At 63.3% G+C, this 21,206-nt stretch carries 24 protein-coding genes; 23 read left to right on the forward strand and 1 reads right to left on the reverse strand.

Annotated features, from left to right (window positions below; translation table 11 throughout):
* The first annotated feature begins 78 nt into the window (after positions 1–78).
* From D1641_RS06480 to rsfS, 5 genes are all read left to right on the forward strand, one after another.
* Complete coding sequence (locus tag D1641_RS06480) at positions 79–729, forward strand: XTP/dITP diphosphatase (RefSeq protein ID WP_160663861.1); 651 nt, start codon at positions 79–81, stop codon at positions 727–729.
* Positions 730–1,056 (forward strand): YhbY family RNA-binding protein, encoded by a 327-nt coding sequence (locus D1641_RS06485; RefSeq protein ID WP_160663863.1) that lies wholly within the window; start codon positions 730–732, stop codon positions 1,054–1,056.
* Between the two features lie 189 nt (positions 1,057–1,245).
* Positions 1,246–2,457 carry a nicotinate (nicotinamide) nucleotide adenylyltransferase gene (gene nadD / locus D1641_RS06490; protein ID WP_160663865.1) on the forward strand — a complete coding sequence of 404 codons (1,212 nt, stop codon included), beginning with the start codon at positions 1,246–1,248 and terminating at the stop codon, positions 2,455–2,457.
* 3 nt (positions 2,458–2,460) lie between these two features.
* Positions 2,461–3,909 (forward strand): LCP family protein, encoded by a 1,449-nt coding sequence (locus tag D1641_RS06495; RefSeq protein ID WP_160663867.1) that lies wholly within the window; start codon positions 2,461–2,463, stop codon positions 3,907–3,909.
* Between the two features lie 23 nt (positions 3,910–3,932).
* Entirely contained in the window at positions 3,933–4,289 is a 357-nt protein-coding gene (rsfS, locus tag D1641_RS06500; RefSeq protein WP_160663869.1) for a ribosome silencing factor, read from the forward strand.
* Between the two features lie 58 nt (positions 4,290–4,347).
* Here the strand turns inward: rsfS and D1641_RS06505 are convergent, their stop codons facing one another.
* Positions 4,348–5,241, reverse strand: coding sequence for a diacylglycerol kinase family protein (locus D1641_RS06505; protein ID WP_160663872.1), 894 nt, complete (start codon positions 5,239–5,241; stop codon positions 4,348–4,350).
* A 191-nt stretch (positions 5,242–5,432) separates the two neighbouring features.
* On the opposite strand from D1641_RS06505, the gene D1641_RS06510 reads away from it, so the two are divergent.
* The 18 genes from D1641_RS06510 (at position 5,433) to D1641_RS06595 (ending at position 21,115) form a co-directional block, all read left to right on the forward strand.
* Positions 5,433–6,146, forward strand: coding sequence for an AzlC family ABC transporter permease (locus D1641_RS06510; RefSeq protein ID WP_160663874.1), 714 nt, complete (start codon positions 5,433–5,435; stop codon positions 6,144–6,146).
* Positions 6,137–6,472, forward strand: a complete 336-nt coding sequence (locus tag D1641_RS06515) for an AzlD domain-containing protein (RefSeq protein WP_160663876.1) — start codon at positions 6,137–6,139, stop codon at positions 6,470–6,472. Before D1641_RS06510 ends, D1641_RS06515 begins: the two co-directional genes overlap by 10 nt.
* Before the next feature lie 23 nt (positions 6,473–6,495).
* A complete protein-coding gene (locus D1641_RS06520; RefSeq protein WP_160663878.1) occupies positions 6,496–7,110 on the forward strand; it encodes a hypothetical protein in 615 nt (204 codons plus the stop codon).
* A 14-nt stretch (positions 7,111–7,124) separates the two neighbouring features.
* Positions 7,125–7,859, forward strand: coding sequence for a 3-oxoacyl-ACP reductase FabG (gene fabG / locus D1641_RS06525; RefSeq protein WP_160663880.1), 735 nt, complete (start codon positions 7,125–7,127; stop codon positions 7,857–7,859).
* A gap of 143 nt (positions 7,860–8,002) precedes the next feature.
* A complete protein-coding gene (locus tag D1641_RS06530) occupies positions 8,003–9,073 on the forward strand; it encodes a putative glycoside hydrolase (protein WP_160663882.1) in 1,071 nt (356 codons plus the stop codon).
* A gap of 190 nt (positions 9,074–9,263) precedes the next feature.
* The gene (locus D1641_RS06535) at positions 9,264–9,578 is read left to right on the forward strand and encodes a DUF1682 domain-containing protein (protein ID WP_160663884.1); all 315 of its coding nucleotides are present in this window, start codon (positions 9,264–9,266) and stop codon (positions 9,576–9,578) included.
* Positions 9,578–11,524, forward strand: coding sequence for a V-type ATP synthase subunit I (locus tag D1641_RS06540; RefSeq protein WP_243149294.1), 1,947 nt, complete (start codon positions 9,578–9,580; stop codon positions 11,522–11,524). The genes D1641_RS06535 and D1641_RS06540 overlap by 1 nt, the downstream gene beginning before the upstream one ends.
* Before the next feature lie 15 nt (positions 11,525–11,539).
* Positions 11,540–12,073: a V-type ATP synthase subunit K gene (locus D1641_RS06545; protein WP_160663886.1), complete on the forward strand. Its 534-nt coding sequence runs from the start codon at positions 11,540–11,542 to the stop codon at positions 12,071–12,073.
* A gap of 22 nt (positions 12,074–12,095) precedes the next feature.
* Complete coding sequence (locus tag D1641_RS06550) at positions 12,096–12,785, forward strand: V-type ATP synthase subunit E (RefSeq protein WP_160663888.1); 690 nt, start codon at positions 12,096–12,098, stop codon at positions 12,783–12,785.
* Between the two features lie 17 nt (positions 12,786–12,802).
* Complete coding sequence (locus tag D1641_RS06555) at positions 12,803–13,786, forward strand: V-type ATPase subunit (RefSeq protein ID WP_160663890.1); 984 nt, start codon at positions 12,803–12,805, stop codon at positions 13,784–13,786.
* Positions 13,787–13,798: 12 nt separating this feature from the next.
* A complete protein-coding gene (locus D1641_RS06560) occupies positions 13,799–14,107 on the forward strand; it encodes a V-type ATP synthase subunit F (protein ID WP_160663892.1) in 309 nt (102 codons plus the stop codon).
* 202 nt (positions 14,108–14,309) lie between these two features.
* Entirely contained in the window at positions 14,310–16,085 is a 1,776-nt protein-coding gene (locus tag D1641_RS06565; protein ID WP_160663894.1) for a V-type ATP synthase subunit A, read from the forward strand.
* Positions 16,082–17,458, forward strand: a complete 1,377-nt coding sequence (locus D1641_RS06570) for a V-type ATP synthase subunit B (protein WP_160663896.1) — start codon at positions 16,082–16,084, stop codon at positions 17,456–17,458. The genes D1641_RS06565 and D1641_RS06570 overlap by 4 nt, the downstream gene beginning before the upstream one ends.
* 12 nt (positions 17,459–17,470) lie before the next feature.
* Positions 17,471–18,178 (forward strand): V-type ATP synthase subunit D, encoded by a 708-nt coding sequence (locus D1641_RS06575; protein WP_160663898.1) that lies wholly within the window; start codon positions 17,471–17,473, stop codon positions 18,176–18,178.
* A gap of 77 nt (positions 18,179–18,255) precedes the next feature.
* A complete protein-coding gene (locus D1641_RS06580) occupies positions 18,256–18,846 on the forward strand; it encodes a hypothetical protein (protein ID WP_160663900.1) in 591 nt (196 codons plus the stop codon).
* Between the two features lie 26 nt (positions 18,847–18,872).
* Positions 18,873–19,328 carry an SMI1/KNR4 family protein gene (locus D1641_RS06585; protein ID WP_160663902.1) on the forward strand — a complete coding sequence of 152 codons (456 nt, stop codon included), beginning with the start codon at positions 18,873–18,875 and terminating at the stop codon, positions 19,326–19,328.
* A gap of 365 nt (positions 19,329–19,693) precedes the next feature.
* A complete protein-coding gene (locus tag D1641_RS06590) occupies positions 19,694–20,605 on the forward strand; it encodes a stage III sporulation protein AB (protein WP_160663904.1) in 912 nt (303 codons plus the stop codon).
* Positions 20,606–21,115, forward strand: a complete 510-nt coding sequence (locus D1641_RS06595) for a stage III sporulation protein AB (protein WP_160663906.1) — start codon at positions 20,606–20,608, stop codon at positions 21,113–21,115. It begins immediately after the preceding gene.
* Positions 21,116–21,206: the final 91 nt, after the last annotated feature.

The following is a 21,206-nucleotide window of genomic DNA, read 5'->3' on the forward strand; positions in this document are numbered from 1 at the left end:
TGCGAGGATGCCCGAAAAATTTAATAGAATATCAATAGACACACAGAGAAAATATGGTAGAATAAGGGGGAAGCCTGTATGAAGCTGGTACTGGCCAGCAAGAACGAGAAGAAGCTGGTTGAGATGAACGATATTCTGTCCCATCTGGGGATTGAAGTCTGTTCTGAGGCGGAGGCCGGAGTGGACATCGAGGTGGAGGAGACCGGGACCACCTTTGAGGAGAACTCCCTGCTCAAGGCGAGAGCCGTCATGGAGGCCAGCGGCCTGCCCGCCATCGCCGACGACTCGGGCCTGTGCGTGGACTGCCTCAACGGGGCGCCGGGGGTGTACTCCGCCCGGTACGGCGGCGAGGGACTGGACGACGCGGCCCGCTACCGGATGCTCCTGGAGAACATGCGGGGGCAGATGACCCGGACGGCCAGGTTTGTCAGCGTGATTACCTGTTGCTTCCCCAACGGCGACGTGCTCACCGCCCGGGGGGAGTGCCCCGGCACCATCGCCTACGCCCCCATGGGGGAGGGCGGCTTCGGCTATGACCCGGTGTTCTTCGTCCCGGAGCTGAAAAAGACCTTCGCCCAGCTCACCGCCGAGGAGAAGAACGCCATCTCCCACCGGGGCACCGCGCTGAGGCTGTTTCGTGAGCAGCTGGAGCGGTATCTGTCGGGCGGCGAGAGCTACCCGGTGAAGAGCGTGGGCGAGACGGGAATGATTCGTGGAGAGGATCGTTAAATGGAATTGACAAGCAAGCAGAGGGCCCAGCTGCGGGGTCTGGCGAACAATATTGACACGATTCTGATCGTGGGCAAGGAGGGCATCGGGGACAACCTGGTAAAGCAGGCCAACGACGCGCTGGAGGCCCGGGAGCTCATCAAGGGCAGGGTGCTGGAGAACTCCCTGCTTTCCCCCCGGGAGGCGGCGGAGGAGCTGGCCCCCCTGACCAGGAGCGAAATTGTCCAGGTGATTGGAACAAAATTCGTGTTATACCGTCCAAGCCATAAGAAGGACAAAAAGGATAAAATTGTGCTGGTGCAGGAGAAGAAGCGGCCGAAGGGTTAGGACAGAAGCCTCCCTTCGCGAAGGGAGGTGTCATCCGCGAAGCGGATGACGGAGGGTTTTCCCCTCCCGAAATGCATCGGGGCCTGTCGGAGGAAACCCCCACCGCCCTTCGGGCGGAGCCCCCTTTGCGAAGGGGGCCTGGGGCGCAGCTCTGTAAAATTTTCATTCTGAAATAAGGCGGTGTCAGTGATGAAAATCGGAATTTTTGGCGGAACCTTCAACCCGCCCCATCTGGGGCATCTGGCGGCGGCTCAGGCTGCGGCAGCGGCGCTGGAGCTGGACAGGCTGCTCATTGTTCCGGCGTCCATCCCGCCCCACAAGGAGCTGCCGGAGAACACCCCATCTCCCGAGCACCGGCTGGCTATGGCAGAAATCATGGCCGACGCCCTGCTGATGCCCCAGGTGACGGAGGTGTCCTCTCTGGAGCTGGACCGGGCGGGGAAGAGCTACACCGCCGACACGCTGGCGGCCCTCCGGGAGGAGTACCCGGAGGCGGAGCTGTGGCTGCTCATGGGGACGGACATGTTCCTTACTCTGCAATACTGGCGGGAGCCGGAGAAGATTCTGGAGCTGGCGGGTGTGTGCGCCTTCGGCCGCACCGAGCAGGACGGGGAGGAGGTCTTTGCCCCTCAGCGGGAGTATCTGCAAAAGACCTGCCCCGGGGCCAGGCTCACCACCATCACCCTGCCCGGCCTGGTGGACATCTCCTCCACCCGGCTGCGGGAGCTGCTGGCCAAGGGAAAGGGCGGGGACTATCTCATCCCCGCCGTCTATGGGTACATCCTGAGAAATCAGCTCTACGGCACCCGCGCCGACTTAAAGCACCTGGACATCCCCGAGCTTCGGGCCTGCTCCTACTCCATGGTGATGCAGAAGCGGGTGCGCCACATCCGGGGCACCGAGGAAGAGGCGGTCCGCCTTGCCAGGCGCTGGGGGGCGGACGAGACCCACGCCCGCCGGGCGGGCATCCTCCACGACTGCACCAAGTATCTGGAGCTGGAGGAGCAGCTGGCGCTGTGTGAGCGGTACGGCGTGGAGCTGGACGAGCTGGAGCACCAGGCGGTGAAGCTGCTCCACTCCAAGACGGGGGCATGTATTGCCCGGCACGTTTTTGGAGAACCTGATGAGGTGTTTGACGCCATCTTCTGGCACACCACAGCCAAGGAGAACATGACCACCCTGGAAAAAATTCTGTACGTAGCCGACTACATGGAGCCAAACCGGACCTTTGAGGGGGTGGAGCGGCTGCGGGAGCTGGCCTATCGCGACCTGGACGCCGCCCTCCTCCTGGGGGTGGAGACCACCATTCAGGAGATGAAGGACAGGAATCTGCCCGTTCATCAGAGTACCCTCCGGGCCCAGGCGTGGCTGCGGGAGCACGGAGTGACAACAGAGGGATAATGTATGAGCGAAAATAACAGACGGCAGGCCCCCGGAGCGGGGGGCTGCTGGAGCAGATACCGGGCCTGGGTGGCCGGGCTGGACCGGGGGGCGAGGCTCCGCTACCGGATTATCCAGATATTGGCGGTGCTGGCCGTCCTGATTCTGGGGGTGACGCTGTATCTGCGTTCCTGGATCAGCCTGCCCCAGGTGCCCGACCCGCCGCCCCGGCCGGTCATCAACACGCCGGACGGCAACGGCTCTCAGAGCGCCCTCGGCAGCGTGGACTATGAGGGGGCGGAGCTGCCCGACGTGATGTTCAGCGGGCGGCGGGAGGGCTGCTACACCTTCCTGGTGGCCGGCCAGGACGTGGTCAGCGGGGCCACCGACACCATGATGCTCATTACCTACGACACAAAGGCAAAGCGGATCAGCGCCGTCAGCCTGCTGCGGGACACCATGATAAACACCTCCGGAAAAGGCGGGGGCCAGAAGCGGCTGAACGTGGTCTTTGCCCGGAATATGGGGGACAGGAGCCTGCCGGAGAAGAAGCGGATTGAGAACGGCATGACCGCCCTGAAGCAGGAGGTCAGCAAGCTCACCGGCATTTACCCGGATTTCTATGTCCTGGTGGAGTGGGAGGCCATCGGCCGGCTGGTGGACGCCATCGACGGGGTGTATTTCGACGTTCCTCCCGGCATGGACTATGACGATCCCTATCAGGATCTGCACATCCATCAGGCGCCGGGCTACCGCCTGCTCAACGGCCAGGACGCCATGGAGGTGATCCGCTTCCGGAAGAACAACGACGAGAGCGTGGTCCTGTACGACGCGGGGCGCACCCAGATTCAGCGGGACTTTCTCATCGCCACGCTGAAGAGGTGCCTCACCCCGGAGATTTTGCTCAAGCTGCCCACGCTGACCCAGATTTTTATGGAGAACGTGAGCACCGACCTGACGGTGGGCAATATCCTGGCCTTCGCTCAGCTGGCGGTGGGGATGGATGTGGATCAGAATGTGAAATTCTCCTCCATGCCCTGCACGGTTGTGAGCTACCGGGGGGCGTCGCTGGTGGTGGCCAATCAGAAGGAGCTGCTGGAGCTGCTCAACGACGGCATCAACCCCTATCTGGACGAGATTGGGGAGGACGATCTGCAGCTGATGTACCGCAAGCGCGGCGGGGGCTTCGGTGTGACCAACGGGACCCTGCTGGACCCGGCGGTGGCGAACCCTCCGGCGCCGGAGCCGGACCCGGAGGAGCCTAAGGACCCGGAGGAGTCGGAAGGCCCGGAGAACCCGGAGGATAACCCGGACTCCTCCGATCCTGCGGGCTCAGAGGAGAATCCGGGGACCGGCGAGCCCGACACGCCGGCAACCCCGGGGGATATCGGCTCTATTGATCCCGGCGATATATTCCCGGATCCGTCCTCGGACATACGGGGGGAGACGGATCAGAGCCAGGCGGCGGCCTGAAAGAATAGAAAGGAGCAAGACAGATGGAATCCTATCAACTGGCGGTTCTGCTGGCCAAAGCGCTGGACAGCAAGAAGGGCGGAGACCTCAAGGTGCTGAAGACGGAGGGGATTACCACCCTGGCCGACTACTTTGTCATCTGCACCGCTACCTCCAACACCCAGATTAAGGCTATGTCCGACGCCTGTGAGGAGGCGGCGGAGGGCAGCGGGGAGCGGGCCCACCACATCGAGGGCCACCGGGGCGGCACCTGGCTGCTCATGGATTTCTCCAGCGTGGTGGTTCACGTCTTTACCGACGAGGCCCGGAAGTTCTATGACCTGGAGCGGCTGTGGAGCGACGCCGAGGAGATCGACGTGTCTGAGCTGCTGAAGACCTGATTAAATATCAAAAAATGCCGCGGGGACCTGAATGAAGTCCGCCGCGGCATTTCTGCGTCTATTTTGCCCGGATAATTTGCAGGGCCTTCTGCCGGTTGACCACCCGGTTGACCGGCTGGTCCCCGCCGAACTCCCCGTCCACCGTCCAGGAGACAGGCTGCTGGGCGGTGAAGGTAAGCGTCCGGGCCTGGAACTGAACCAGTGCCCCGGAGCGGTCGGCGGCGGGGTTGGTCAGGGCCTGGAGGCCGTCGGCCAGGTCGGCCAGGTTGATGGGCTTTTTCACCAGAGTGACCTCAAACAGCCCGTCGTCCAGCACCACCCGCTCCACCTTGGGGGGCTTGATGCCGCCGATGGACTGGGCGTTGCTCACCATGCCGAAGTAGAAGTCGTCCTCCAGGCTCTGCCCGTCGTACTCCACCTTCATCCGGTAGGGGGCGATGGTGGGCAGGGAGGCGATGCCGGCAAAGATATAGGCCAGATGTCCAAAGGTGTTTTTCAGCTCCTGCGGGGTGTCGTATGCCACCTTGGTAAAGGCGCCGAAGGCGGCCACATAGATAAAGGGCCTGCCGTTGAGCTGGCCGATGTCCATAGGGAAGGGAACGCCGGTGCCGGCGGCCACCAGGGCGGCCTCCACAGGCTTTTTCGGCAGGTGCAGGGTGGCGGCGCAGTCGTTGGTGGAGCCGAAGGGGACATAGCCCAGCGGGGGCGGGCTGTCCAGCTCCATCAGGCCGGCGGCCACCTCGCTGAGGGTGCCGTCGCCGCCGGCGCACACAATCCGGTCGAACTGCGCCCCCAGCTCCCGGACGGCCCGGGTTCCGTCTCCGGCGCACTGGGTGGGGTAGGAGGTGACAATCCAGCCCGACTTGGTGAATACGTCTAAGACAGAGGCCAGCGCGGACTTGACTTGTCCGGTGCCGGAGGTTGGGTTATAGATAAAAAGGAGTCTGTTCATGGCAAGCGCCTCCGCGGTCAGTGGGGATAAAAAGGATGGATTACCACCCATTATAATAAGCGGGACCGAAAAATCAAGATGGAAGAAAAAACTTTATTCCTTCTTAACGCGGGGATTGGAAAGGGGGTTGCTTTCCCGGAGGAAAACGAGTAAAATATAGCGAAACTGCTTTGATTGAGGTGGGGTTTGCGATGAAGCGAAGAACCCTGGCCGCCGCCTTTCCGGTGACGGTCCCGGTGCTTATGGGATATCTGGCTATTGGAATGGCTTTTGGGCTGATGCTCCAGTCCATCGGCTACGGCGTGCTGTGGGCGCTGCTGATGAGCGTGGTAATCTACGCCGGCTCCGGACAGTATCTGGGGGTATCCCTGCTGGCAGTGGGGGCGCCCCTGCATCAGGTGGCCTTCCTGACCCTGATGGTCAACTTCCGCCATCTGGTCTACGGACTGTCCATGCTGGAGAAATTCCGGGGGATGGGGGCGAGAAAGCTCTATATGATCTTTTCCCTCACCGACGAGACCTATGCCCTGCTCTCCTCCGCCAGAGCCCCGGAGGGGGTGGACGAGCACGACTTTTTCTTTCTGGTGGCACTGCTGGATCACAGCTACTGGATCGCGGGCTCGGTGCTGGGGGCCGTGCTGGGGGCCGCCCTGGGCTTCGACACCACGGGGGTGGATTTCGCCATGACCGCCCTGTTCCTGGTCATCGCTGTGGGCCAGTGGAAAAGCGCCGGGGGACATATCCCCGCCCTGATTGGAGGGGCGGCCACCCTGGTCAGCCTGCTGATCGCGGGGGCGGAGGACATGCTCCTGCCCGCCCTGGCTATGATTGTGATTGCCCTGACCCTCCTCCGGCCCCGGCTGGAGGGAAACGTGAAGAGAGAGGAGGAGACCCCATGCCCCTGACCCCTATCCAGACTCTGGCCTCCATCGCCGTCATGGCGGCGGTGACCTTCCTTACCCGGGCTCTGCCCTTCCTCCTCTTCGACCGGGGGGATCACCCCCCCAAGCTGGTCCTCTATCTGGGCCGGGTGCTGCCCCCGGCCATCATCGCCATGCTCATTGTCTACTGCCTGAAGGGGGTCGCCTTCACCACCCTGGGGGGCTGGGTCCCGCCCCTGATTGCCGGGCTGACGGCGGTCCTCCTCCACCTGTGGAAGGGCAATGACCTGCTCTCTATCTTCGGGGCCACAGTCCTCTATATGATCCTGGTCCAGGGGGTATTCGCGTAATAGAAGGGATGGAGGAAGCGGAGATGAAGGACTGGAGGAAAACGATCCGGCAGAAAGCGAAGGCGTTTCAGGAAAAACACCCGTATTTCTGTATGGTCAGCCCCTATGTTTTGTTTGCCCTTGTGTGGAGCCTTGTCATTACCAAGGAAAACGTGGAAAAATGGTGGCAGACGGTTCCGGAATGTGTAGAGCGGGCTCTGCTGTTTGGGCTGATCCTCCTCTCCTGGGGCGGAATAGGACTGCTGTTCGGGCGTTTTGTCTCTGGATGGTTTCCCTTCCTGCCCACAAGCAGGATTTATCTGCCCATCCCAGGCAGATTTCTCCAAAGGCTGCTGATTGGAGAGGAGACACTGTACTGGGGCCGTACAGGGCCAAAGGGCCTGCCGGAGGAGTACTACCGGGTCAGTCCCCGGAACCGGAACAAAATGTGTCTCTGGGGTATCCTGTTTTATACGGGCTGGCTGGCTAATTTCATCCTTATGGCTTTAAGCAGCAGGCTGCCTGATCCCCTGGGGGACTGGATATACCCCCTGTTTCTGGCCTGGCCGCTTCTGATTCATGGTCTGGGAAACTGGGACTACAGCCGGGGCTTTCACCGGCTGGTGGAGGAACAAAAACAGCGGGATAAGGAAGAGTGAAAGGGAGCTGTTCTATGTCAAGCGTACTCATCACCGGCGCCTCCCGGGGCATTGGCGCGGCCACGGCCCGGCTCTTCGCCCGGGAGGGCTGGAACGTGGCGGTCAACTACAGCCGCAGCCGGTCAGAGGCCGAAGAGCTGGCCCGGGAGCTGTCCGGGCTGGGGGTGCGGGCCGTCCCCATCCAGGCGGACGTCTCCGACCCGGAGCGGGCGGAGGGGCTGGTGCGGGAGGCAGAGGAGGCTCTGGGCGGCCTGGACGCCGTGGTCTGCGGCGCGGGCATCGCCCTGCCCCAGCAGCTGCTCACCAATACCACGGCGGAGCAGTGGCGGCGGCTGATGTCTGTGGACCTGGACGGGATGTTCTATACCCTGAAGGCCGCCATCCCCGGCCTGGTGCGCCGGAAGCGGGGGAGCATTGTAACAGTCTCCTCCATGTGGGGGCTCACCGGCGGCTCCTGCGAGGCCCCCTACTCCGCCGCCAAGGCGGGGGCCATCGGGCTGACGAAGGCCCTGGCCAAGGAGCTGGGGCCGTCGAATATCCGGGTGAACTGCGTGGCCCCGGGAGTTATTGACACCGATATGAACGGCCATCTCACCGCTGAGGACCTGGTGGCCCTGGAGGAGGAGACCCCCCTGGGCCGCATCGGGACCCCGGAGGAGGCGGCCCAGGCGATCTGCTTTCTGGCCTCTGACCGGGCTTCCTTCATCACCGGACAGGTGCTCCAGGTGGACGGCGGTATGGTGATTTAATAGGAAAAGAGAAAGATTTTCAGCAAAAATTAAGAATCTTGACAGGGAATTGCAGTTGTAAAATGCGGTAAAACTTGATATAATAAATCACTTGAAAAATAAATAGTCCAGAATTTTCCAGAAAAGGCGTTGGGAGGAGAGCTATGGGCCATTCCAACAGGGATATGGGCGGATACCGGGGCCGCCGGACCTTGACCGATATTTTAAAACTGATTGCTATCATCCTGGGGATACTGGTCATCCTGGCGGCAGCCGGAGTGATCTATCTCCAGCGATATGTGGTGTATACCGACGAGGGGACCAAGCTGGAGCTGCCCCCCTTCCTCCAGATGCTCCGGGGCGGAGACAGCGCCCGGGAGCCGGAGGGCTCCGCCTCCCTGCCGGGCCCGGGGGACCTGAGCATCGACATCCAGCCCGCCGGGAGCCAGTCGGAGCCCCAGGAGGCGGTTGGCTTTGCCCTGACCCTGCCGGTGAGCGCCGTAGTGGACGGCTCGGCTGCCGGCAGGCTGGCCGAGGCGGGGGCCGATGCCCTGATTCTGGAGATGAAGAGCCGGGACGGCAGGCTGGCCTGGCTGTCCGAGCAGCCTGTGGCCAGGCGGTCACGGGTAAACGGAACCCAGGAGGTGAATGACGCCCTGGCCCAGTGGAACGCTGGTGAGGTCTATACCATTGCCCGGGTGTGCTGCTTCCGGGACGACAGCGCCCCCTATTACAACAACTCCCAGGCCCTGCGCCGGGGCAACGGCAACTGGAAGGATGAGCTGGGCCTGCGGTGGCTAAGCCCCGCCCAGGATGATGCACAGGCCTACATCGCCGGGCTGTGCGGCGAGCTGGCCGCTATGGGCTTTGACGAGATCATCCTGGAGGATTTCCACTTCCCCGTCCAGGGGGACTTGGACAAGATTACGGTGGGCAAGTCCTACGACGCCGGACAATTCACCGCCCAGGTGGAGGACTTTCTCACGCAGGTCCAGGAGGCGGTGCAGGGGAAGTCCGCAGTGTCCCTGCGGATTGCCGGGGCGGACCTGGGGGCCGGGAGCGCCTTCAGTGGCGTGACCCCTGAGATTCTGGAGCGGTTTGGCCACCGAATCTGGGGCGATCAGGAGAGCCTGTCCGCCCTGTCGGGCTTTGAGAGCGGACAGACCGTTCAGATTGTCCCCCAGGCGGAGGAGGATCGCACGGTGTATCAGGCCGTGATCCCGCCAGAGGAATAAAACAGCGCCGCCCGGCCGAGATGGCCGGGCGGTTTTTGCGCAGGGCCGAAAAGCTGTGGGAAAATCAGTCAAATGGAAGGAAATGCCCATAAAGAATTGGAGAAAAAAGCCTTGATTTTTTGTAAAATGTTTACTACAATAGTAAGGTAGCAAATCTCTCCATTTTTTAGACGCAGAAGGTGGTGAAAACATGGCATTGGAAGCGATTCAGACGGTCACCCAGGCCGAAGCCAAGGCCAAGGCGGACCGGGAGGCTGCGGCGGCTCAGGTCAAGCAGCAGGTAACCGATGCGCAGCGCGAGGCGAGACAGATGGTGGAGCAGGCCCGCCAAAAGGCCCAGGAGGAGGCCCGCCGGATGATGGTCCAGGCCGAGGAGAAGGCCGCCCAGCTGACCCGGGAGGAGCTGGAACGGGCCGAGGCGGACTGTGAGACGCTGAAGCAAAATGCCCGAGGGCGGCTTGAGGAGGCCGCGCAGCTCATTGTTGGAAGGGTCGTGGAACGCTGATGGCTATCGTAAAAATGAAGCGCCTGCGCATGGTGGCCATGGTCCAGGACCGGGAGGCGCTGCTGCGCCAGCTCCAGCACATGGGCTGCGTGGAGATCACCCAGCCTGAGGACGACCCGGACGACCCCCTGTGGGCCCAACTCACCAGGCCGGAATCGGAGGGGCTGACAGCCGCCCACGGGGAGCAGAGCGAGGCCGAGCGGGCGCTGGAGGTTCTCAAGCGGTACGCCCCGGCCAAGAGCGGCCTGCTGGAGCCCAGGCCCGGCCTGCGGGAGGGAGAACTCCTGGATGAGGCCGGGGCCCAAAAAGCCCGGGACATGGCCAGGGAGATCAATGATCTGGACCGGAGGCTGGCGGCCATCCGGGCGGAGGAGAACAAGCTGGAGGCCCAGAAGGAGGTGCTGCGGCCCTGGATGGCCCTGGACCTGCCGCTGGAGACCGGCTCCACCGCTCAGGTGACCGTCCAGCTGGGCACCCTGCCCGCCGCTGTCCCCATGAACCAGGCGGAGGGCGAGGTCCAGGCAGCCGGCGAGCTGGCACAGCTCACCGAGGTGTACACCGAACGGGATTTCCACTACTGTATGCTGGTGTGCCACACCAGCCAGGCGGACGCCGTGCTGGAGGCGCTGAAGGCCCTGGGCTGGTCCCGGGCCAACCTGCGGGACTGGACAGGCACCGCGTCGGAAAACCTGGGCCGCTTGTACCAGGAGACCAAGGCACTGAGGGAGGAGGCCGCCGCTATCCAGGAGAAGCTGTCCGGTATGGGCGGGTACAACGCCCCTCTGCGGCAGATGTCCGACCTGGCTGGGGTCAACGTCAGCCGGGAGGAGGCCCGGGGCCGCCTGGTGGACACCGGGCAGACCTTCCTGCTGGAGGGCTGGGTGCCCGAGGAGAGCTGGCCCGCCCTGAAGCAGGAGCTGGACAAATTTCCCTGCGCCTGCGAGGTGAGCGACCCCGCCCCCGAGGACTACCCCCAGGTGCCGGTGCGGCTGAAAAACAACTGGTTCACCAAGCCTCTGAACATGGTGACAGATATGTACTCCCTCCCCGTGTACGGCTCTCTGGACCCCAACCCCCTGATGGCCCCCTTCTTCATCCTGTTCTACGGGATGATGATGGCGGACATGGGCTATGGCATCATCATGGTGCTGGTTTCCCTGATAGTAATCAAGAAGGCCAGACCGGATGGGGCGACCATGCAGTACATGATGCCCCTGCTGGGGCTGTGCGGCGTGAGCACCTTCCTGTGGGGGGCCGCCACCGGCGGCTTCTTCGGGGACCTGATTCCCCAGATGCTGGCAATGCTCAACCACGGGGCCGTGGAGGACTACGCCCTGCCCAAGCTGTTTGACCCGCTGAGCAAGGCGGTCAACGTGCTGGTGGGCGCCCTTGTTCTGGGTGTGGCGCAGATCTTCACCGGCATGGCGGTGAGCATGTACAAGCAGATCAAGCGGGGCGAGACCATGGCGGCGCTGTGCAACGAGGGCGCCTGGTTCCTGGTGTTCATCCTGGCCGGCGTGGCCGCGCTGACCGGGCAGACCACCCCCTGCGTCATCGCCATCCTGGTCCTGCTGGCACTGACCCAGGGCTATGGCAAAAAGGGCGTTGTGGGCAAGCTGATGGGCGTGGCCGGATCGCTTTACAACAACGCCACCGGCTATTTCGGCGACATCCTGTCCTATTCCCGCCTGATGGCCCTGATGCTGGCCGGGGCGGTGACCGCTCAGGTGTTCAACACCCTGGGCGCTATGACAGGAAATATATTCTTTTTCTTTGTCATCGCCATGGTGGGCAACGGCCTGAACTTCGCGCTGAATATTCTGGGCTGCTTCGTCCACGACATGCGCCTGCAGTGCCTGGAGTACTTCGGGCGGTTCTATGAGGACGGCGGAAAGCCGTTCCGGCCCCTGGATATCAACACAAAATACTACAAGGTAGTAAAATAAGAGGAGGAAATAATTATGACTGACATTTCTCTGGCGCTGGAAGCGCAGCAGCTGGCAACTCTCTTCGGTGGCTTCGGCGGCCTGGCTCTGGCCCTTCTGGGCGCGGGTCTGGCGGTGGGCCTGAGCTGCGTAGGCTCCGCCAAGGGCACCGGCATCGCCGGTGAGGCCGGCGCCGGCCTGCTCAGCGAGGACCCCGGCAAGTCCGGTAAGGTCATGATCCTTCAGCTGCTCCCCGGTACTCAGGGCCTGTACGGCATGGTGGTGTGGTTCTTCGCCATCAACAGCATGGGCCTGCTGGGCGGCGACTTCGCCACCCTGCTGAGCGAGATGACCGTCTCCAAGGGCATGGCCTACTTTGCCGCATGCATGCCTATGGCACTGGGCGGCCTGCTGTCCGCCATTGCGCAGGGCCGTGTGGCCGCCGGTTCCATCAACATCCTCGCCAAGAAGCCCGACGACTGGTCCAAGGGCCTGATTCTGTGCGGCATCGTGGAGTTCTACGCCATTTTGTCCCTGCTGGCCTCCATGCTGATGCTGCTGCAGTTCTGATCCCGGGGAAAGGGGATTCAGTATGGAAGGAATTGAAAAAATCACCGCCAAAATAGCCCAGGACGCCCAGGCGGAGATCGCCCGGCTGACGGCTGAAACGGGAGAAAAGATCAAGACCATCCAGGCCGAGGCTGAGGCCCAGGCCCGGAAGGAGGCCGCCGAGATTGAGGCCAAGGGCCGGGCCGCCGCCGACGAGCGGCTGGAGCGGCTGAGCTCCGCTGCCCAGATGGAGCGGCGCAAGCTGGAGCTGGGGGCCAAGCAGGAGGTGCTCAGCGAGGCCTTTGATCTGGCGCTGGAGAAGCTGTGCACCCTGCCTGAGCAGGAGTACATCGCCCTGCTGACCAGGCTGGTGCTGGAGGCCTCCTCCACCGGCAGGGAGCAGCTGATCTTCTCCCAGAAGGACCGGAACACCGTGGGCAAGCAGGTGGTCATCGCCGCCAACGACGCCCTGGTGAAGGAGCGCTCCCCCAGCCTGCCCGAGGAGGTCGCCAAGTCCAAGGTGGGGGCCTTTGTGGATAAGCTAGTCCACAACACTACCGCCATTGTCACCGGAACCGGGATGCTCACCCTGGCAGAGGAGACCCGCGACATCAAGGGCGGTTTCATCATGGTGGACGGCGACGTGGAGATTAACTGCGCCTTCGACACCCTGGTGCGCCTGCAGCGGGAGCAGATGGAGAAAAAGGTCGCTGACGCGCTGTTTCAATCGTAAGGAAGGGGGCAGTTACTTTGTCCCACCGCAGAAAAGATACTGATTACCTGGTCATTTCGGCCAGAATCCGAGCTATGGAGAACAAGCTCCTCACCAGGGAGCGGATGGACCGGATGATCGACGCCCGGGACGACGCCGAGGCCATGAAGAGCCTCGCCGAGTGCGGCTATGCCGAGGGCCCTCTGGATGCTGTTCTCGCCCAGGCCCGTGCCGAGGTCTTTAAGGACATGGAGCAGGGGACCCCTGACCCGCGGCTGGTGGAGGTCTTTCAGATCAAGTACGACTACCACAACGCCAAGACCATCCTCAAGGCCCAGGCCGTGGGGAGCAGTCCGGAGCGGCTGCTGCTGGCCGGCGGCCGGTACAGCCCGGCCCAGCTGTGGGACAGCTGGCAGCGGGAGTCCCTCAGCGGCACCAGCGAGGCCTTCCGCAGGGCGATGGAGCAGAGCGCGGCGGCCCTGGCCGACGGGGGAGACCCCCAGCAGGCCGACCTGATCCTGGACAGAGCCTGCTACCTGGAGATGGAGCGGCTGGCGAAGGAGCTGAAAAGCCCCTTCCTTCAGGGCTATGTGAAGCTGTCGGTAGACGTGGCCAACCTGCGCACCGCTGTCCGGGTCCACCGAATGGGCCGGGAGAGCGACTTCCTGCGCCAGGTGCTGCTGCCCGGCGGGAATGTGTCGGAGCAGGCCATCGCCGCCGCCCGGGGGGATAACCTGGGCGAGGTGTTCCGGGCCGGCCCCCTGTCCCGGGCCGCCGAGCTGGGGGCCAAGCTGGCCCAGCCGGGAGGGGAGTCCCTCACCGCCTTCGAGCGGGAGTGCGACAACGCCCTCACCGCCTATCTGGCCGCCGCCCGCCGCATCCCCTTCGGAGAGGAAGCGGTCATCGGCTATCTGTACGCCAAAGAACAGGAGTTCACCGCCATCCGGGCCATCTTCGCCGGACGGGCGGCGGGGCTGGATGGAGATACCATCCGCTCCCGGCTCCGGGAAACCTATGTGTAAGGGGGTAGGCAGATGTATAAAATTGCCGTCATGGGCGACAAGGACAGCGTCCTGGGCTTCAAGGCCCTGGGCCTTGAGGTCTGCCCGGTGGATTCCCCCGAGGAGGGCCGGGAGGCCCTCCACCGCATGGCCAGGGAGAACTACGCCATCATCTATATGACCGAACAGCTGGCCGCCCAGCTCCCCCAGGAGATCGCCCGGTATAAGGATGCCCTAACCCCCGCCATTATCCTCATCCCCGGCAAGGAGGGCTCCCTGGGCATCGGCATGGCCAACGTCAAGACGGCGGTCGAACGGGCCGTCGGCGCGGATATTTTGTAATGTGCTGTATAGGGGCGGATATCATCCGCCCGCCCCAAAAGCCTCCCCCTTTTATGGGGGAGGTGGCCCGAAGGGCCGGAGGGGGTCTTTCGGCTCCCCCCGCGCTCCGAAAGCCCCCTCAGTCACCGCCTTCGGCGGCGACAGCTCCCCCACAAGGGGGAGCCATATATGAAATTTACCCAGAAAGAAGGTTTTAACGCCTATGGGAAAAATCGTTAAGGTCTCCGGCCCGCTGGTGGTGGCCACCGGCATGGAGGAGGCCAACATGGCCGACGTGGTCCGTGTAGGCGAGCAGCGCCTGATTGGCGAGATTCTCACCATGACCGGCGGCTCGGCCTCTATCCAGGTCTATGAGGAGACCTCCGGCCTGGGCCCCGGCGCCGACGTGGTCACCACCGGCGCCCCCCTGTCTGTGGAGCTGGGCCCCGGCCTGATCGAGAACATCTACGACGGCATCCAGCGTCCCCTGGAGGTCATCATGAAGAAGGTCCAGGGGAACAACCTGCCCCGCGGCGTGGAGGTCCCTGCGCTGGACCGGGAGAAGAAGTGGGACTTCACCGCCACCGTCAAGCCCGGCGATAAGGTCGTGGGCGGCGACATCATCGGCACCGTCCAGGAGACCCCCTCCATCCTCCACAAGGTCATGATCCCCCCGAAGATGAGCGGCACCATCGAGTCCATTGAGTCGGGCTCCTTCACCGTGCTGGACAAGATCGGCGTCCTGCTGGACAACAAGGGGGAGAAGCAGGAGCTGACCATGATGCAGAAGTGGCCCGTCCGTGTGGGCCGGCCCTACAAGCACAAGTATCCCCCGGTGATCCCCCTCCAGTCCGGACAGCGGATTGTGGACACCTTCTTCCCCGTGGCCAAGGGCGGCACCGCCGCCATCCCCGGCCCCTTCGGCTCGGGCAAGACCGTGATGCAGCACGCTCTGGCCAAGTGGTCCGACGTGGACCTGGTGGTCTACATCGGCTGCGGCGAGCGGGGCAACGAGATGACCGACGTGCTGCGGGAGTTCCCCGAGCTGGTGGACCCCCGTACCGGCGAGTCCCTGATGAAGCGGACCGTCCTCATCGCCAACACCTCCGATATGCCCGTGGCCGCCCGTGAGGCATCCATCTACACCGGCATCACCATCGCCGAGTACTTCCGTGACATGGGCTACGCCGTGGCCGTCATCGCCGACTCCACCTCCCGCTGGGCCGAGGCTCTGCGTGAGATGTCCGGCCGTCTGGAGGAGATGCCCGGCGAGGAGGGCTACCCCGCCTACCTGTCCTCCCGTCTGGCCCAGTTCTACGAGCGTGCCGGCTCGGTGGCCTGCATCGGCTCCGACGAGGACCGCCGGGGCAGCCTGACCGCCGTGGGCGCGGTCTCCCCTCCCGGCGGCGACCTGTCCGAGCCCGTCTCCCAGGCCACCATGCGCATTGTCAAGGTGTTCTGGGCTCTGGACGCCTCTCTGGCCTACCGCCGCCACTTCCCCGCCATCAACTGGCTGAACTCCTACTCCCTGTATCTGGACTCCCTCAAGACCTGGTATGACGAGAACCTGGGTCCCAAGTTCCTGGCTAACCGGGAGTGGGCTATGGCCGTCCTTCAGGAGGAGGAGAGCCTGAACGAGATCGTCCAGCTGGTGGGCAAGGACTCACTGTCCACCAAGGACCAGATCACCCTGGAGACTGCCAAGATCATCCGGGAGGACTTCCTGCAGCAGAACTCCTTCGTGGATATCGACTCCTACTCCGAGTATGACCGGCAGGCCCGGATGCTCACCATTATCCGGGATTACGACACCCAGTGCCGGGCTGCCGCCGAGAAGGGCGGCTCCCTCACCGAGCTGTTTGAGATTCCCTCCCGAGAGGACATCGGCCGGGCCAAGTCCGTCCCCGCCAAGGAGTATAAGGACGTTTACGCCGCCCTCCAGGCTCGGATGGAGAAGGAGATTGCCGAGATCGGGGAGAAAGGAGCGGATGCGCAGTGATTCGGGAATATAAAACCATTCAAGAGATCTCCGGCCCCCTGATGGTGGTCAACCGGGTCAAGGGCGTCACCTATGACGAACTGGCCGAGATCGAGCTCACCGACGGCACCGTCCGCCGCTGCAAGGTGCTGGAGGTCAACGGCGACAACGCCGTGGTCCAGCTGTTCGAGGCCTCCGCCGGCATCAACCTGGCCGAGTCCAAGATTCGCTTCCTGGGCCACCCTCTCCAGCTGGCCGTCTCCGGCGACATGCTGGGCCGTGTGTTCAACGGCATGGGCCAGCCCATCGACGGCGGCCCCGCCATCCTGGCCGACGAGTACCGGGACATCAACGGCTTGGCTATGAATCCCGCCGCCCGTGACTACCCCAACGAGTTCATTCAGACGGGTATCTCCGCCATCGACGGACTGAACACCCTGGTCCGCGGCCAGAAGCTGCCCATCTTCTCCGGCTCCGGCCTGCCCCACGCCAACCTGGCCGCCCAGATTGCCCGCCAGGCCAAGGTGCTGGACGGCGCGTCCAACTTCGCCGTGGTTTTTGCCGCCATCGGCATTACCTTCGAGGAGTCCAACTTCTTCGTGGAGGAGTTCCGCCGCACCGGCGCCATCGACCGCACCGTGCTGTTTACCAACCTGGCCAACGACCCCGCCGTCGAGCGTATCGCCACCCCCCGTATGGCCCTCACCGCTGCGGAGTACCTGGCCTTTGAGAAGGGGATGCACGTGCTGGTCATCCTCACCGACATCACCAACTACGCCGAGGCCCTGCGCGAGGTGTCGGCGGCTAAGAAGGAGGTCCCGGGCCGCCGCGGCTACCCGGGCTACCTGTACACCGACCTGGCTACCATGTACGAGCGGGCTGGCCGCCAGCTGGGCAAGACGGGCTCCATTACCATGATCCCCATCCTCACCATGCCCGAGGACGACAAGACCCACCCCATCCCCGACCTGACCGGCTACATTACCGAGGGCCAGATCATCCTGTCCCGGGAGCTGTACCGCAAGGGTATCATTCCTCCCATCGACGTGTCCCCCTCCCTGTCCCGTCTGAAGGACAAGGGCGTGGGACCCGGCAAGACCCGGGAGGACCACGCCAACACCATGAACCAGCTCTTCGCCGCCTACTCCACCGGCAAGGAGAACAAGGAGCTCATGTCCATCCTGGGCGAGGCCGCCCTGTCCCCCACGGACCTGCTCTACGCCAAGTTCGCCGACGAGTTCGAGAAGCGCTACGTGGCCCAGGGGACGGACGAGAACCGCTCAATCCAGGAGACCCTGGACCTGGGCTGGGACCTGCTGTCCATTCTGCCCAGGGCGGAGCTGAAGCGGATCAAGCCCGAGTTTATCGAGAAGTATCTGCCTAAAAAGGATTAAGGGGGGATTTGAGTGCCTTCCACAACCATTAACCCCACCCGGCAGGAGCTGACCCGGCTGAAAACCCGTCTGCGCACCTCCATGCGGGGCCACAAGCTGCTCAAGGACAAGCGGGATGAGCTGATGAAGCAGTTCATGGACGTGGTCCGGGAGAACCGCGCCCTCCGGAAGCGGGTGGAGGAGGGGCTGATGCGGGCCCACGGTGCCTTTACCGTGGCCGCCGCCCTCATGTCCCCCGAGATGCTGGAGCAGTCCCTGCTCTACCCCAAGCAGTCCGTGGAGCTGGATATGACCTTCCAGAACATCATGTCGGTGGATGTGCCCCAGTACCAGTTCCGCACCAGCAGCCAGGACCCCGGCGAGGTCTATCCCTACGGCTTTGCCCAGACCAGCGGTGAGCTGGACGACGCAGTGGACGCCCTGTCCCGGGTCCTCAGCGATATGCTGCGGCTGGCCGAGATCGAAAAGACCTCCCAGCTGTTGGCGGAGGAGATCGAAAAGACCCGCCGCCGCGTCAACGCTCTGGAGTATGTGAAAATCCCCGAGATGCAGGCCAATATCAAGTATATCACCATGAAGCTGGACGAAAACGAGCGCGCGAACACCATCCGGCTGATGAAGGTGAAGGATATGATCCTGAAGGAAGCCATCGAGGAGAAGCGGGCGGAGGACGCCAAGGTCCTGGAGACCTTTGGCGGCGAGGCGCCGGCGCAGGTCTGAGAATGCTGCAACACAAGGTGGTACTGCCTGGATGAACCGGGCAGTACCATCTTTGTACAGGAAGGAAAGGAGCGGCCATGAGCTTAGTGCAAGCGGTCCTGTGCGACCGATTCGTCCTGGTCTGCGGCGAGCAGCAGGCAAACCTGGACAACGGCGGGATACTGCACAATTTCAAGAAGGTCTTTAAGCTGAACGAAAACGTCATCATCGGCCTGTCGGGCGTGATTGAGGACAACTACTACCTGTTCCAGGACTACCTGAATGTGGACTTCACCCTAAAGGAGGACTGTCCCGACAGCCTGGAGGAGGTCTTCGCGCATGTTTCCGCCCGGTATCAGGAGATGACGGACCAGGGGGAGTGCGATGTGTTCAGCCTGGTCTGCGGCTGGAACGGCGGAGAGTTTGAGGCGAGGACCTTTTTTATCGACTCGGCAGACCCCTCCAACAGCAGGATTACAGAGGTGAAGCAGGGACGTGCCAGCGAGGCAAAGCTGATCTCCTGCGGCGACAACCGGCATTACGATAATTTCCTCTCCTGCATGGCCCGGCGGGGCTTCAGCATTCTGGGACTACAGGACACCTTCCGGGATGTGCTGTCTATGGGCGTGAAGTTCGATGACTATATCGACACAAACGCCTGGTTTGAGCTGATTAAAAGACCGGAATAGGGACCTCCGGAGGAGGGAGAGACAAGGTGTATCGGGAGCTGGTGGAATACTATCGGACAACGCGTAAATACGGAGAAGATATTGCTCCCCGTCCCCCTGTGGACAGTGCAGCGATTGTCCGCGGAGAGCAGCAGCTGGGGATTCCATTTCCCCAGGAGCTGCGTGATCTGCTGATGGAGATGGACGGGGACTGTGACCTGCTTCTGTCTCTGGATGATATTGTGGAAACCAGCTCGTTTCCTTATTCAGAGCGGTATCCGGTTGGATCGTTGCTGTTTTTTGGCAGAGACGGCGCGGGGAACCTGTATGGCTATCCTGTTGAAGAGGGCCAGGCGAAGGGCGGAGAGATCGTCCTGTGGGACCATGAGATGGCCGTATGGGGGACGAGAGAGGAGGAGGTCTGCTACAAGGCGGACTCTCTTGAGGAGCTTATCCGGAATTATTATGACCTCTGCTACGGAGAGCCGCTTGACAGTACTTGAAAGGATAAAGTTCCTCTTGCATATACTGGACAGTGGTGGTATAATAATCACTGCCAAGAGTTTGACTAGAACCACGGCAGACACGCAAAAGGGGACCCGGAGGGCATCATCCTCCGGGTCCCCATTTTGGCTCACGGGTCCTTGCGGTGCCGGTCAAGCTATTTGCTCACATAATTGCCAATTATGCTCGCTCCGATCGACACAAAGAGATTGACTAGAATATCCAAGACATTCACCCCCTCTCCGGGGAAGGACCCAGAACTATTATATCAGCCTTCGACATGGTTCGCAAGGCTGATATTTTTTTGTCATAACCCCCTGCTTGTCCTCATACAATGCAGTGAGTTGAAAAGGCGGTGAAGGCTATGACACAAATGACAGCGGCCCAGAGCTGTGAGCAGGCCCTCCGGGTGCTGCCCCTGCGGCTGCGGGAGGAGGGACGAGCCCTGCCCGGAGCGGAAAAAAGCCGGGCGGAGGAGCTCCGCCTGCGGGTGGGCTGGCCCATGTCGGTGGTGCTGGAGGGGGAGGAGCGCTCTCTGAGCGGCCCTCCGGTGCGGAGGGAGGAGCTGGAACAGCTGGTGGAAATCGCCAGCCAGGCCTCCCTTCACACAGTGCTGGACCAGGTCCGCCAGGGCTATCTGACCGTGGAGGGGGGCCACCGGATCGGCCTGTGCGGGACGGCGGCCCTCCGGGAGGGAGAAATCCACACCCTGCGGGAGCTGTCCTCAGCCAATCTGCGGATTGCCCGGCAGGTGAAGGGGGCGGCCGCCCCGGTGCTGGACAGGCTGTGCCCTGGGGACCGTCTGGCCGATACCCTGATTCTGGCGCCCCCGGGCCTGGGTAAGACCACCCTCCTGCGGGATCTGATCCGGTCGGTGTCCGAGGGCGAGGGATGTATCCCACTTCGGGTATCCCTGGCCGACGAGCGAGGGGAGGTGGCCGCCCTGTACAGCGGCCGGCCCCAGCTGGAGGTGGGCCGGCGCACCGATGTGATGGAGGGCTGTCCCAAGGCTCAGGGGCTGATGCTCCTCCTCCGGGCCATGAACCCCCAGGTGCTGGCGGTGGACGAGATCACCGCCCCCGAGGACGTGCGGGCCCTTATGACGGCGGCAGGGTGCGGCGTCACCCTGCTGGCCACCGCCCACGGGGAGGGCCGGGGCGACCTGGAGCGCCGGTCTCTGTACCGCCCCCTGCTGGAGGAGGGACTCTTCCGGTTTCTGGTCCGCATCTGCCGGAGTGGAGAGGGCCGGGCCTATGCTATAGAGGAGCTGAGGTAGATGATCCGTCTGATTGGAGCCCTTCTGCTGGGGGCGGGAGGGGCCTGGCTGGGCCTTCTGGCGGCGGGAGACCTGCGCCGACAGGCGGGGGACCTGCGGCAGCTGGAGGCGGGGCTGGCCCTGCTGGAGCAGGAGCTGGAGCTGTCCGCCCCGCCCCTGCCCCGGCTGCTGGCAGAGGGGGCGGAGCGCTGTCAGGGCCCGGCCCGGGCCCTGTTTCGGGACTGCGCCCAGAGGTTGGACCGGCTGGACCGGGAGCCCTTTTCCGCCCTCTGGCGGGGGGCGGTCCGGGGGCGGGAGGAGCTGGGGGAGGAGGGACAGGCCCTCCTGCTTCCCCTGGGGGACACGCTGGGCCGATGCGATGTCCCGAGGCAGAGGGAGGCCCTGTCCGCCGCCCGCCGCCGCCTGGAGGAGCTGGCCGCCCGCCGGGAGGCGGACAGCCGCCGACAGGGGAGGGTCTATCAGGCCCTGGGTCTGTCCGGCGGGGCGTTTCTGGTGATTTTGCTGTTGTAGGGGGTATGGAACCGCACTGTAGGGGCGCGCATTGCGCGCCCGTTCTACCAGCACACACTGCATTATCGTGCGGGCGGACAATGTCCGCCCC

The sequence above is a fragment of the Colidextribacter sp. OB.20 genome, assembly GCF_009911595.1.
GTDB lineage: Bacteria > Bacillota > Clostridia > Oscillospirales > Oscillospiraceae > Lawsonibacter.